Here is an 11,999-nt window from a genome sequence, read left to right as displayed (position 1 = left end):
ACCAGTAATAATCGATTAAATATACCACATATATAATTGAACAAGCTATTTACTATTATATACTCAAACGTATAGTTAACCTGAAACTTTTTAACAAGATTATTTTAAAATAAAAACGGTCTTTAATGACCGTTTTAATCGTTGATATTAATCAATTAATTTCGGAGTTGCATCTAAAGGAATAATCGCACCACGGTATTGAATCACCGTACCAGCAACTAAATGGCCTTGTAATGCTGATTGTGATGGATTGCGCCCACTTAAGCGTGCACCAAGATATCCGGCACTAAATGAATCGCCAGCTGCTGTTGTATCGATGACTTTATCTTTGGCGATTTTATTAGCGGGTACTTCAAAGCGACCATCAGCACAATCAACAATACAGCTATCGCTACCACGTTTGATGATGATTTCAGTCACACCAAAGTTTTTAGTGCGCTCAATCACTTGCTCATAAGGCAATTTACCCCATAGTAAATCTTCATCATCTAGTGTTAAAAATGCAATATCGGTAAAACTAAGAATATCACTGTAAACACTTCGTGCTAAATCAAGACTACTCCATAAACGTGGTCGGAAATTATTATCGAAAATAACTTTACCACCGTTAGCTTTAACTCGTTTTAAAAGATCTAACAATTTATCAATACTTTCCGCATCTAAAATTGCAATACTGATACCACTTAAATAGACATAATCACATTGAGCAATCCGTTCGGCTACCTTGTCTGTTTCGGCTGTTTTTAACCAAAACTTAGCCGCAGCATCATTACGCCAATAATAGAAAGAACGTTCCCCCTGATCATCTGTAACAATTGTATACAGTCCTGGCATCTTATCCGACATTCTTTGTACTAAATCAGTTTTAATATGCTCTTTTTGCCAACTCTCCAACATCTCTTGGCTGAAAGGATCGGTGCCTAATCCAGTTACATAGTGAATTGCGAAATCTTTACCTTGTAATAAACGTGATAAATAGACAGAAGTATTAAGTGTATCACCACCAAAACTGCGTGTTGTCGAATCTTGCTTCATCGACAATTCAATCATACATTCGCCAATAATAGCGATATTTATAGTCATATTGTACCTATATCCTTGACTTAATTATAAATAATCCAATGCAATTTTAACCACAACTTTGTGAACCGTTGTAATCTTATTATTTATAGAACATAGCGGTTTATGGACCTCGTTGGGTAAAAATACGATAAAATCGTTCGACTGCAATATTAGCATAGTTTCTTCTGAGGGTGTTTCGATAAAAGCGATATCATTATCTGCTAATTTATCATCTAACACCTTAGTATGGGGTGGTAATGTGCTTACTGCCATCCCCTCTTGCCCTTCCAATACAACTTGTACATCAAGGTATTTTTTATGAAATTCAGGATTAGCTTCGTGAATATGACGCAAAGTACTATCAGATACCATAAAAAACATATTATCACCGTCAATATCATGGCGTCCTACTGGTGTATTGCTATTAACGTTATCTTTAATATATTCTATTGATTGCTTAATTTTGGCGGGTAAATATGGGACTAAATCCAAATGATTAATATTACCTAAAATCATACTCAATGATCCTTTACAAATTGATGAAAACAAATACGGGTAATTGAATTACTCACAACAAAAAAATGCTACGGTAAACCAATTAAATTGATAAATAGTATATACTTAAGTAGGTACTTTTTGTAGATCTTAAAGAATAAAAAAGCGTTTATAACCTTTTAGGGTTATATCTACAGTTCTATTTTAATAAATGAATAGTTCATCAACAGACGATAAAACGCACATGCCATTTCAGATAAGATGTGGTTAGTCTACTATAAGATTGAGAATATATGATACAAATTGCATATAAATTGAAACATTTTATTTCTCAAATAAGACATCAAAATTAGCTAAAAAACGTTTTTTGATAGACTCCAGCAAGTTTTAATATTTTTTATTAATAACTTTTTCAATTGATGTTTAATTATTTGAAGATAGTTTATTGCTTTTATTACAAATTCAGATACAACAATAAGAAATATAATTACAATAACAAATTATTTATAAAATGAATTCGTTTAATGTGATGAGGTTGTAAAAATTAAATATGAAAAAAGAATCACGCTTTTTTGCTACTACTATAAACTGTTATACCGAGAATGACGTCTTGATTGTTGGTATTGGCAACCATCCCATATCACCCGATCGTTATTTAATTATTTCGCGCTTTGATGATGGTGTAATTGATGATGCAATAGGTATACAAACTAATAATTCAACGATGGAAGTTGCTAATGCAATTAGTAATCTGTTTTTACGAAAAAATTCTCTAACAGTAGAAATTAAAGCGGATAAACAACATTTAGTGGGTGAGCAAAGGTTGACAGCTGAATTTACTGATCAAAACATTACATTGTTAACTGAATATATCAAAAAAATTTTTTTAGATAGTTCAGTCAATCTCTCGATTGATGTATAAAATGATGTATCAGTTTCGATTAACGAAAACATTTATCCATAATTAAAATATTCTAAATTATATTATTCAAGATGAAAGTATGGCCAAGATTTTCTTTTGGATAATCTAGCCAACATGAGAGGACTATCATCTATTTAGAATCATTAGACTACAATCAAGAAATGTAAAATGCGATAAATTTCATTAGCCTCAGTAAATTATACTACAAAATATAATTAATCATTAAATCATAACTTATATCACAAACGTTTATAATTTATGAGATATTAAAGCACTATAAAACATATCATTAATCAAAATTTGCTTAGCAACCGATAAACCAGATGAGTATGGTTTTATGTTTAATGGTCAGGTGATAATGAACATGGCATAAGAGTTAATTAAAATAACTCTCTGTGATTTAAGTGAACATGGATAAAATTTCTTTTTTATAAAAAAGAAATGTGTTTACCTCATGAAATTCAGATACTAAAATAAAGCGCTTTTTGCCTAAATCTTGCATCACTTTATGTGAAAAATTTAGATAAACAATAATGTTGAGTCATAATTATGAATGAATTAGAAAAACTGTGCCAAGATTTAAAAGTACCACTTGGTAATGGACAGGATTGGGAATATGAATTAGCGAACGAATATCGAACACCGCAATGGTTAGCTAAATATTTGTCTGCATATCTTCATAATAATTACTCAACATTTCAAAAACACATATTAATGAATTTATGTATCGATATTTGTAATGATTTATTCACCGCTGATCCTAATCAAAATCAATCTATTATTCGCCAAGTATTAAATATCCTTTATAACAATTATGCTCAGCATTGGCAACTTATTGATTATTGGGCATTACCCGATGAACCACTAGAGGATTGCTTTGAGATAACGTCAGAAATAAGAAAACTGAGGCAAAAATATCTTGCAAATGCCCATGAATGGCTTGCTTTAAATCAGGCTCAACAAAATTTATTGATTGCGAAACAGAATTTTCGACAATGTCCTGATTTTTTTATACAACTACAAATCGCTCTCAATTCTTCATCACAACAAACATACGCATTAACATTAATCCATGATGATGGATTGAATGATGATCAATTAAGCCAGTTACTATCCACTCTTATCAATATTGCTTTAGAAGGCAATGACGAACAGAGTGTTATTGCACATAAAATTTTAGTGAAAAACAAAAATAATCAATCTATTAATCAAAAAATCGCTAATTTATTACAAATTAATTATATTGATGATCTCAATTATTACGATGAGATTATCTATCGTAGAATGACTGAATTGTTGCATGATTTAAATAATTCTTTTTTGATCGAACAGTTTATAAATCAATGTAAAAACATTGATGATCCAGAAGTTGCTCAAAACTATCCTGTGTTTGCTGAGCAATTAATACCACAAATTAGCACTTTGTCAGAAGATGAACTAAAGCAAATTCAAAAAAGGAGTGACAATGTAACCTTTGCTCCATTGCAAGTGGATTTGGCGGCTCATGAGCATATTAGTAACAATTTTATTAGCCTTAGGTCAGAACAACAACGAAACAAAGATATCAAACTGATTGATGCAACAGATGCCGAGTATGATTTTATTGTACATGCATGCCAAGATATTCCTAAGTTGCTTAATGAAATAAGACGATTAAAAACAGTTATCAATAAAAAATAAATGGACTTAAAGATAAAAGGCTTTTAGAAATGCTTTAACTCTGAACAATAAATAAGATAAATGGCAATTTTGCGTTCGGACAGTTAAAAAAATAAATCAATTTAAATAAAAATTAAAAAACTCTATTTTAAATTTCGTCATTATAATAAACAACGAACCTATACTTTCAGTTTTTTAATATTTAATACAATTCGATTTAAAGAAAAGTTTATTATGAATCCTGTGTTGCCTTTTTCAGAATAAAAAAGGCAGTTTTCCACGAAAACAATTAAAGTAAATATCCTAATTTTTTATCCTACGCAAGTCGAAATACTTATATTACCAATATGAAATAATTGGCCGAATAATTTTACGAAATAAAGAGATCCAAACTAAGTAATGTGTCTTTTAACGAATATTTTTTATATTTTAATGCCCTGCTACTTTCGAAAAAAGATTAATGATGACAACGCCAAACATAATAAATCCCATCCCTATTAAAGCAGCAAGATCTAAAGTCTGTTTCATAAAAATCCAAGCAATTAAACTAATAAGCACAATTCCGATGCCAGACCAGATCGCATAGGCTATTCCAACAGGAATAGTTTTTAATGCTAATGAAAGTACATAAAAAGAAGCGCTGTATCCAATGATAGTAATGATTGAAAAAAACAAATGAGTAAAGCCATTAGATAGCTTCAATGAAGAAGTTGCAATCACCTCACAAATAATAGCTAGAAAAAGAAGTAAATATGAATTCATGCTAATACCCACAATTGTTTAAAACGATAGTCTTATTCCTAACTTTCAATAAATCAGGTTTAAAAGCTTGAATTGTTTAATTTGGTAAGCTTATAAGGTATAACATTAAAACCTGCTAGAGTTTTATATCTATATTATTTTTAATATGATTAGTAAAGTAGATAGCTGCTAACTCTTGAATATTACTGAAAAGGATGAATTTAATGGTGGGTTGTGAGGGAATCGAATTATAATGATAACATATTGATATGTAATGATATTATAAAAACAATATGCTAAACATATAACATAATGTATAACATTAAATATTGATGACCCACTCAACTTATCACCGATATGTAATATATCATCTATTAACAATAAAGTAAAAAGTTAAAAGAAAACTTCTTTTTTGTGATTTTATGACACTAACAACACTAATAAAATTTGTTATTAATAATCAATAAATTAATCTCGTGTTATTATAGTGTTGTATGTTGTTAATGACATAGTAAAATAAAATGATTATTTTTGATATAAGGAATGAAAAATGATAAAACCATTTAAAGAACAAATAAAAGGGTTACCTAAAATATGTTCAGACATTGTTGAAATAGTAAATAGTTCAACTGGAAGTATAGCTCTTACAATTATGTTTTACTACTTTACATTTAAACAAGTAGGATTTAGCAGCATTCCTATTTTTATCATTGAAATTCTTACTGTTTGGGGGATATGGGGATTTCATGCTTATAATAAAATTACATCAAGAAATCATGTGAAAAAAGAAGCTATTTCTATAGGATTGTTAATTATAGTATATGTATCTATTATTTTTATATTTACTTATGAATCTACAAAACAATCCCTTTAAAATTGTCTAATACTTGTTTTTGTTCATCTGATAGGTTGATATCTATCTCGCCATATTCAAGTAAGTAGGTACCGAATGACATGAGGAAAGCAACTGCAGGGTCTATCTTGTTGGCTGCTTTCTTTTTATTGGGCTTGATGTTGGCATTTGCATCTGTTTCCATTACTACATTACCTATAGCCCAAGCCAAAACAGGATCGCCATTATGTTTAATCCGTTTACGACTAATAAATACCTCAGCAGTTTTCGATGTTGGGCTATAACGTGCGTATGTTTGTGGGAACGGCTCAACGTCTAAGCCGATATTTTGTAACTGCGTTCTCAATTGTGTGGCGTTCCACACATCAAAGCCAATTAATTTGATATTAAATTGCTCACTGTCTTTTAAAATATCATCACGAATTTGGTCATAATCGATACAGTCGCCTTTAGTTACTCGTATCCAGCCCTGATTAACCCACTTACGGTACATTTCCCTATTTTTGTTAGCCACGTTAGTAAGCTGATATTCAGGAATGTAATGCCGTGTTAATAATCTTACCTCGGTTTCAAAAGGAAACGAATAACAGACGCTAGTAATATCACTAGTAGATGATAAATCTAATCCAGCATAGCAATCTAACCCTTTTAAATCATCTTCTGCATAATCAGCCTTACACGCAACCCAGCTACCAGTATTTACCCAAGGCGTAGCTCCATTACACCAAATATTGAAGCGTTTAGTGAGCATTTCGACCCACTGGGAGGGTATACCTCTGGCTTTCTTAATCGTGTCCTCTAAGGCGACCCTATCAACCGATATATCAAGGTTAGGATTCGCTTTTATCCATAAATCAGGGTTATCAATTTCATTTTCATCGTCCAATTCGTAAATAAGCACAAATTGCGATTCGTTAACTTCGTCACCTGCTAAAATCTGGCAACAATAATCGTAATGCTGTTTACAGGCTGATATGGTATTACTGCCAGCGGTGGTGATAGCAAATAAAATGCCCTCTGGTCTTGCTCCCATTCCTAATTCAAGAGCTGAATAAACGCCATTATCAGGGTGTAAGTGGTATTCATCTACAATTGATAAACTAGGATTAGTTCCCTCTATCGTTGAAGCTTTTGAGGCAAGTGGTCTTAATATACTATTACTTTTAGGATTAATGATTTTATGTTGTTGAATGGTGACTCTTTTCTTTATTGGCTTGCTAAGTATCGCCATTTGTCTAGCATCATCAAACACAATTCGAGCTTGATCACGGCTAACAGCTGCAGTATAGATATCTTGTTGACCTTTTTCCATGACTAAAAACCAGTTAGCAAGAATTGCTGCTGTAGTCGATTTTGCGTTCTTTCTCGGTACTTGCACATAAGCACTACGGTATTTGCGTAATCCTGTTTTAATGTGCTTAAATCCCAGCAGATTAGCAAATAAGAATTGCTGCCACGGCTCAAGCACAATAGGTTTAGCTCTTAAATGACCTTTAACGTGTGGACAGACTTTTGAGAATGAAACAAATTTAGTGACAATTTCACTATCAAAATAATAATTAGGATTATCCAAATCAATAAAATAGCGGTTTACTGCCTGTTTTAAGCGTTTACAAGCAGGAATATCACCATTTTTAACCGATAATGCGTAATTATGCCAATCGGTCAAGCTCATCTTCCTCATTCGCTTCAACTGGATTCTTACGACGACTTACAGGATCAAAGCCAAGCAATGAAGCCATTTTAATCATGATTTTTTCAGCTTCTGACTTTGCACTAAGTGCAGGATTGCGACTTTCAGTACCTTGTGAGTTAACAATTGAAAATCCACGCTTTGCAATATCTTCCATTGCTTTACGGTACATAGAATAATTAACACAAAACAATTCTAAATTAGTCCAATCGGCAGGCTGAATATCATCACGACTAGCTAACTGGTCTGCTCTAAGTTTCCATTGCTCCTTTGCCAATTTATCCAAATATTTAGGTGCTTTCATATTATTGTTTTCTCTCTACTTTCTAAAAAATCACTGTGCATAAAAATTTGAGGAGGGTGGTGGTCTTTTAGCTTTTTGAATTTCTTTGAACATTCCCCCCTACCCACTCATCATATCTGAGGACTGCTATCAGTTGTCTTTATTATGAAGATGACCCAAATCCTCGTTTATCGATTACTCTTGTCTTATAGCTATGACAATCACGGCATAATGGTTGATGATTACTTGCTTGCCAAAAGAGAGGATCACTTTGTCCATCCTCAATCGGTTTGATATGGTCTATCACAGTAGCAGGAGTGAGTAATCCTTTATCATTACACATCTTGCATAGTGGGTTATGCCTAAGGTACTCAGCTCGATATATTTGCCATCGATGATTATAGCCTCGTTGTGCTGCTGTTCCTCGTGCTTTATCTTGCTGTTTATCTCTTCTATGCTCATTACATCGCCCTGATTTAACACGGTTACGACAATTAGGATATGAACATCTCTTTAATGGTTGTATTGGCATCATTCACCTAATAGATAGCTGGGTCACGGTAGATACTCCACAATGAAGAAATAGCTAACGGCACTTCGCTTACGGTGTTAGTACTAACCATTTCTCGGTTCTCATATAGATGAGCTATATACATAAGACAACCTGCTTTGATTGCTGGCGTGAATTCCTGTATATCAAATGATTTTCCTATATGCTTTTGACAAACTTCAAGAGCAGCATCTATATAGATTTGAAGTAAGCTATCTTCTAAGGTGTCACTGTCATCAATACGGCAATGTAACTTAACTTCTTGTAAGGTAATATTAGCCATCGTTTAAACCAGCCTCACATAACAATTCTAAATAAGTTCTTTTGGCGTCAGGTAATACAGCTTTAATATTTAAATATTGTGAGCCAGCTATCAGGTACTTAATCCGCCAAGTGGTATCAATATCCTTACGGTAGCGAATATAAACCCTTATAGTGGTACCGCTCATCTCTTGCTGTGATAACATAAGCTCTTTACCAGTTACTGCTTTAACCTCAGCCCATACGTTTGCAATATCTTTCCATCCTTTAATAATTTGACCAAATGGATCTCGGTAGCTCTCAAATTTCTGTAAGATAATGCGCTGTCTTAATCGCCCTATAATCATTCAGCATTATCCTTTTTAACTTCTACTGTTTGCTTCCACGCTTGGCTAAATTCTTCTCCGCCCTCATAAGGTAGTAAACCCTCTCTTAATCTTGCTTCATTAGGATTCATTACTCCTGATTTAATCGCTATGTTATAGCTGTTAAAGCGATCTATTGGGCTGGTACGCATCAAGTCCGATGTATCAAACTCAATTAGATAACGGCTTTTATCATTGTTAATATCAATCATTAATGCGTCTTTTAATTGCTGTTCAAAATTGGTAAGCCATGGTCTAAGCGTTAAAGTTAAAAATGAACGTGTAGCTTCTGAAAAGTTACTATATGAACTATGGGAATATTCTTGTAGAAACATCGGGCTAATGTTAAATATTCGAGCTATGTCCTCAATAGTAAACCGTCTACTTTGCAGCCACTCGGCATCTTGATTGCTCATGCCTAACTGCTCGTATTTCATTCCTCCTTCAAGTATTGGTGTTTTACCTGCATTTTTTGCACCTTTGTAACGTTCTAATGCATTTAAGGCTTTTTTCCCTTTTGCATCATCCATCCATTCAGCCATAGAGACATAACCACTTGCCATTAGTCCGTTTTTCATGATAGATGAGCCATGGCGTTGCTGGGCAAGTCCTAATCCTATCGCTTCCCGACAAATAGTAACAGGAGAACGTCCGAGAAAACCGTCATCACTCGCATAACGTAAATGTAATACCTCATCTTGTAAGTAATTTGTGATATTACCATCCTCATCAATAATGGAGTAAGCATAACGCCCATTACCCAATCGTTTTGGAGTAACAGCATAAGGTGGGAAGCTTTCAAGCCCACTAGGTCGCCCGTCATTACCCCAGTGAATGACCGCATAAGCATTACCACCTAATAAACAGTGGCGCATCATCGTGCGTTTAAACTGGTAAGGTGTCTGTTTGGTGTTTGGCATCTCATTTAGCAAATATTCAACAGGATGGCTTGATATGCGTTCACGTTCGCCTTTTTTGTTGAGCTTGTAGAGATAACACGGCATTGAGGCAACAGCTTCACTGATTACCGTGACCGCATTCATCACGGCAGGTAATGCCTCGGCTGAGCTAGGCGATACATATTCGCCCGAATTTGTATTAGACAAGCCAAGGTAAGAGATTAACTCGTCCACCGTCATGCTTCGTTGCTCTTTCTTCTTACGGCTAAATAATCCCATGTTTATAACTCCATAAGGTCAAGCCATGCTTTACTTAAATCAGGCTGAAATTTGGCTTTAGCTTCAAGCATAGGACGTTTGGCTATTTGTATATCACTTTCTTGGTATGCCGGCATACTCGTGACAGTTATTTCAAATAGTTCAGCAGTATTTACCGTTCTTAAACATGGCTCTTGATTAAAATCCCATGATTCAGCTGTGGCTATAAAACCAAATGACATACCACGAATATCACCACGATCCACGCTAACGAGCAAATCACGCCCTAATTGAGTGTCTGGCGGTGTTAATTCAAATCGCAAACCAATATCATCCTCAGCCAGAATTAAGGTATTAGAGATAGTCCGACCTAATAGGGCTTTGTGGTCATGTTCAAATAAAGCGCGAATATCAGGATTATTACTCAATGATTGGCTAAATGCTTTTGGTGCGAACTGCTCATAAAATTCACCCCATATCAATTGTGAACGGCTATTCCACTTCACCACATAACCGACCAGCTTAGTATCGTCCCTAACGACTTCGGTACTTCTGATTTCATATTTTTTCTTATCCATATCAACCTCAAAAGGGCATATAGCCCTGTTATTATTTACCAGCAGATACTTCTAAGATTTTGATAGCGTTAGAATCGACTAAACCACCACCGAGATATTTATCAGTATGGACTTTATAGAATCCTGGTTCGGTGATGTTATCTGGGCGAGTTCTTACACCTGTTTCATGATCAACAATATAGTAACCGCGTTTAAAATCACCAACTGCAACAACAGCACCTTTATCATTCATATTTTCTAAATAATGAACAGGTTTACCTAAAAGCATATCGGGATCGCCAGCTTTCAAGCCATCACGCCAAATATAATCGCCATTACCATTTTTAAGTTTTTGTAATGTTGCTGCAGTATTTGAGTTCATTGTCCATACAGCATTTTTACGATATTTCTTTTTAAGTTTAAAAAGTAAATCAATTAAACTGTCTGCGGTGATAGCTGTTACTGTCATTTTTTCTAAAGTGCCAAATGGACGCTCTTTATCAGATTGTACCGCTTGTGGATATGATAAAAATCCCTTAGCTTTCTTGGTTCCATTACCACTAATAAGATCAATTTCTTCTGTTTCGACAAAAGTATCTTTGATTTCATCCGTTAACCAACTCAAAACATCTAAATCACTAAAATCTAGAATTTCTTGGGTAGTCTTAGGATAAGCGTAAATTGGATATAACTTAATTGATACTTCTTCAAGATTAGGTGTAGCCGTTTCTGTTCGTGCCGTTGCCTCTTCGCCGTGATTAACTATCGCACCACCAACTGATACCAACTTTTTATATTCATTTGAGCCGATTTTTTTAACGGTACAAATTGCACGCATTTCTGATTCATCAGATAACTGACGCATAATTTCTTTGTCTAATTCAGGTATTACTGTATAACCACCATCAGCAGGTACAGCAGTAGACAATGAACGAGCCTCACCAGTACGGATATAGTTGCGTAATTCTTCGTTAGTAAGCTTTTTATCTACTGGTTTGCTCTTATCTGCTAAACTTCGCTCTTCATTGGCTAAAGTTTCATAGTTAGAAATTTCAGTGTTCAACTCTTCAACTTTTGCTTTTATAGTATCAAATTGTGTCTTTTCTTCTGGTGTCATACTGCGGTTTTCTTGCTCTGCTTTGTCAAGCATTGAGCGCATTTCTGCTACTTTGGTCGCTTTTAATTGACGTAATTCAATAAGTTTTTTCATATCGTTATTATTTACCTTTATTTATTCTTTATTTACAGCGAGATATGAAAGGCTTTAAGTGGGAATAGCGATTAGGCTATGAAAGATGCTGCGCTTAGGTTTTAGACTGCCATATCTGCGCTAATTCGTGGTTATACTATTAACCCAAACTGCAGTCTAACAAAACAAAATAATATTGTTAATTCAATGAA

14 protein-coding genes are annotated in these 11,999 nt (G+C 34.0%); 3 read left to right on the top strand and 11 right to left on the bottom strand.

The window, feature by feature from the left end; genetic code table 11:
• Positions 1–147: 147 nt before the first annotated feature.
• The gene (gene kdgK / locus GAPWK_RS06505; protein WP_025315449.1) at positions 148–1,083 is read right to left on the bottom strand and encodes a 2-dehydro-3-deoxygluconokinase; all 936 of its coding nucleotides are present in this window, start codon (positions 1,081–1,083) and stop codon (positions 148–150) included.
• A gap of 24 nt (positions 1,084–1,107) precedes the next feature.
• Entirely contained in the window at positions 1,108–1,578 is a 471-nt protein-coding gene (locus GAPWK_RS06500; protein ID WP_025315448.1) for a YhcH/YjgK/YiaL family protein, read from the bottom strand.
• Between the two features lie 529 nt (positions 1,579–2,107).
• On the opposite strand from GAPWK_RS06500, the gene GAPWK_RS06495 reads away from it, so the two are divergent.
• Both GAPWK_RS06495 and GAPWK_RS15015 read left to right on the top strand, forming a co-directional pair.
• The gene (locus GAPWK_RS06495; RefSeq protein ID WP_025315447.1) at positions 2,108–2,479 is read left to right on the top strand and encodes a hypothetical protein; all 372 of its coding nucleotides are present in this window, start codon (positions 2,108–2,110) and stop codon (positions 2,477–2,479) included.
• Positions 2,480–3,028: 549 nt separating this feature from the next.
• On the top strand, positions 3,029–4,159 hold the full coding sequence (locus GAPWK_RS15015; protein WP_025315446.1) for a hypothetical protein: 1,131 nt from the start codon (positions 3,029–3,031) through the stop codon (positions 4,157–4,159).
• 408 nt (positions 4,160–4,567) lie between these two features.
• Here the strand turns inward: GAPWK_RS15015 and GAPWK_RS06485 are convergent, their stop codons facing one another.
• Complete coding sequence (locus tag GAPWK_RS06485) at positions 4,568–4,900, bottom strand: DMT family transporter (protein WP_025315445.1); 333 nt, start codon at positions 4,898–4,900, stop codon at positions 4,568–4,570.
• A gap of 529 nt (positions 4,901–5,429) precedes the next feature.
• On the opposite strand from GAPWK_RS06485, the gene GAPWK_RS06480 reads away from it, so the two are divergent.
• On the top strand, positions 5,430–5,753 hold the full coding sequence (locus GAPWK_RS06480) for a hypothetical protein (protein WP_025315444.1): 324 nt from the start codon (positions 5,430–5,432) through the stop codon (positions 5,751–5,753).
• On the opposite strand, the gene GAPWK_RS06475 is transcribed toward GAPWK_RS06480, so the two are convergent.
• The 8 genes from GAPWK_RS06475 to GAPWK_RS06440 form a co-directional block, all read right to left on the bottom strand.
• Positions 5,734–7,401, bottom strand: coding sequence for a terminase large subunit (locus tag GAPWK_RS06475; protein WP_025315443.1), 1,668 nt, complete (start codon positions 7,399–7,401; stop codon positions 5,734–5,736). The genes GAPWK_RS06480 and GAPWK_RS06475 overlap by 20 nt on opposite strands.
• Positions 7,385–7,729 carry a phage terminase small subunit P27 family gene (locus GAPWK_RS06470; RefSeq protein WP_025315442.1) on the bottom strand — a complete coding sequence of 115 codons (345 nt, stop codon included), beginning with the start codon at positions 7,727–7,729 and terminating at the stop codon, positions 7,385–7,387. Before GAPWK_RS06470 ends, GAPWK_RS06475 begins: the two co-directional genes overlap by 17 nt.
• Positions 7,730–7,871: 142 nt before the next feature.
• A complete protein-coding gene (locus GAPWK_RS06465) occupies positions 7,872–8,240 on the bottom strand; it encodes an HNH endonuclease signature motif containing protein (protein ID WP_025315441.1) in 369 nt (122 codons plus the stop codon).
• Positions 8,241–8,247: 7 nt separating this feature from the next.
• Positions 8,248–8,541, bottom strand: coding sequence for a head-tail connector protein (locus GAPWK_RS06460; RefSeq protein WP_025315440.1), 294 nt, complete (start codon positions 8,539–8,541; stop codon positions 8,248–8,250).
• Positions 8,534–8,866: a phage head closure protein gene (locus GAPWK_RS06455; protein WP_025315439.1), complete on the bottom strand. Its 333-nt coding sequence runs from the start codon at positions 8,864–8,866 to the stop codon at positions 8,534–8,536. The genes GAPWK_RS06460 and GAPWK_RS06455 overlap by 8 nt, the downstream gene beginning before the upstream one ends.
• On the bottom strand, positions 8,863–10,062 hold the full coding sequence (locus GAPWK_RS06450; RefSeq protein ID WP_025315438.1) for a phage portal protein: 1,200 nt from the start codon (positions 10,060–10,062) through the stop codon (positions 8,863–8,865). The genes GAPWK_RS06455 and GAPWK_RS06450 overlap by 4 nt, the downstream gene beginning before the upstream one ends.
• A 2-nt stretch (positions 10,063–10,064) precedes the next feature.
• Entirely contained in the window at positions 10,065–10,619 is a 555-nt protein-coding gene (locus tag GAPWK_RS06445; RefSeq protein WP_025315437.1) for an HK97 family phage prohead protease, read from the bottom strand.
• Between the two features lie 31 nt (positions 10,620–10,650).
• A complete protein-coding gene (locus tag GAPWK_RS06440) occupies positions 10,651–11,808 on the bottom strand; it encodes a phage major capsid protein (protein WP_025315436.1) in 1,158 nt (385 codons plus the stop codon).
• Between the last annotated feature and the right edge of the window lie 191 nt (positions 11,809–11,999).

Origin of the sequence: Gilliamella apicola, assembly GCF_000599985.1 — a bacterium.
GTDB classification, from domain to species: domain Bacteria; phylum Pseudomonadota; class Gammaproteobacteria; order Enterobacterales; family Orbaceae; genus Gilliamella; species Gilliamella apicola.
This window is presented reverse-complemented; position numbering and strand designations above follow the sequence as displayed.

Excerpts from the sequence above, each read along its gene's own strand:
- GAPWK_RS06460 (WP_025315440.1), bottom strand. The coding sequence starts at position 8,541 with ATGGCTAATATTACCTTACAAGAAGTTAAGTTACATTGCCGTATTGAT.
- GAPWK_RS06450 (WP_025315438.1), bottom strand. The coding sequence starts at position 10,062 with ATGGGATTATTTAGCCGTAAGAAGAAAGAGCAACGAAGCATGACGGTG.
- GAPWK_RS06480 (WP_025315444.1), top strand. The coding sequence starts at position 5,430 with ATGATAAAACCATTTAAAGAACAAATAAAAGGGTTACCTAAAATATGT.
- GAPWK_RS06445 (WP_025315437.1), bottom strand. The coding sequence starts at position 10,619 with ATGGATAAGAAAAAATATGAAATCAGAAGTACCGAAGTCGTTAGGGAC.
- GAPWK_RS06455 (WP_025315439.1), bottom strand. The coding sequence starts at position 8,866 with ATGATTATAGGGCGATTAAGACAGCGCATTATCTTACAGAAATTTGAG.
- GAPWK_RS15015 (WP_025315446.1), top strand. The coding sequence starts at position 3,029 with ATGAATGAATTAGAAAAACTGTGCCAAGATTTAAAAGTACCACTTGGT.
- GAPWK_RS06500 (WP_025315448.1), bottom strand. The coding sequence starts at position 1,578 with ATGATTTTAGGTAATATTAATCATTTGGATTTAGTCCCATATTTACCC.
- GAPWK_RS06470 (WP_025315442.1), bottom strand. The coding sequence starts at position 7,729 with ATGAAAGCACCTAAATATTTGGATAAATTGGCAAAGGAGCAATGGAAA.
- GAPWK_RS06485 (WP_025315445.1), bottom strand. The coding sequence starts at position 4,900 with ATGAATTCATATTTACTTCTTTTTCTAGCTATTATTTGTGAGGTGATT.
- GAPWK_RS06495 (WP_025315447.1), top strand. The coding sequence starts at position 2,108 with ATGAAAAAAGAATCACGCTTTTTTGCTACTACTATAAACTGTTATACC.
- GAPWK_RS06440 (WP_025315436.1), bottom strand. The coding sequence starts at position 11,808 with ATGAAAAAACTTATTGAATTACGTCAATTAAAAGCGACCAAAGTAGCA.
- kdgK (WP_025315449.1), bottom strand. The coding sequence starts at position 1,083 with ATGACTATAAATATCGCTATTATTGGCGAATGTATGATTGAATTGTCG.
- GAPWK_RS06465 (WP_025315441.1), bottom strand. The coding sequence starts at position 8,240 with ATGCCAATACAACCATTAAAGAGATGTTCATATCCTAATTGTCGTAAC.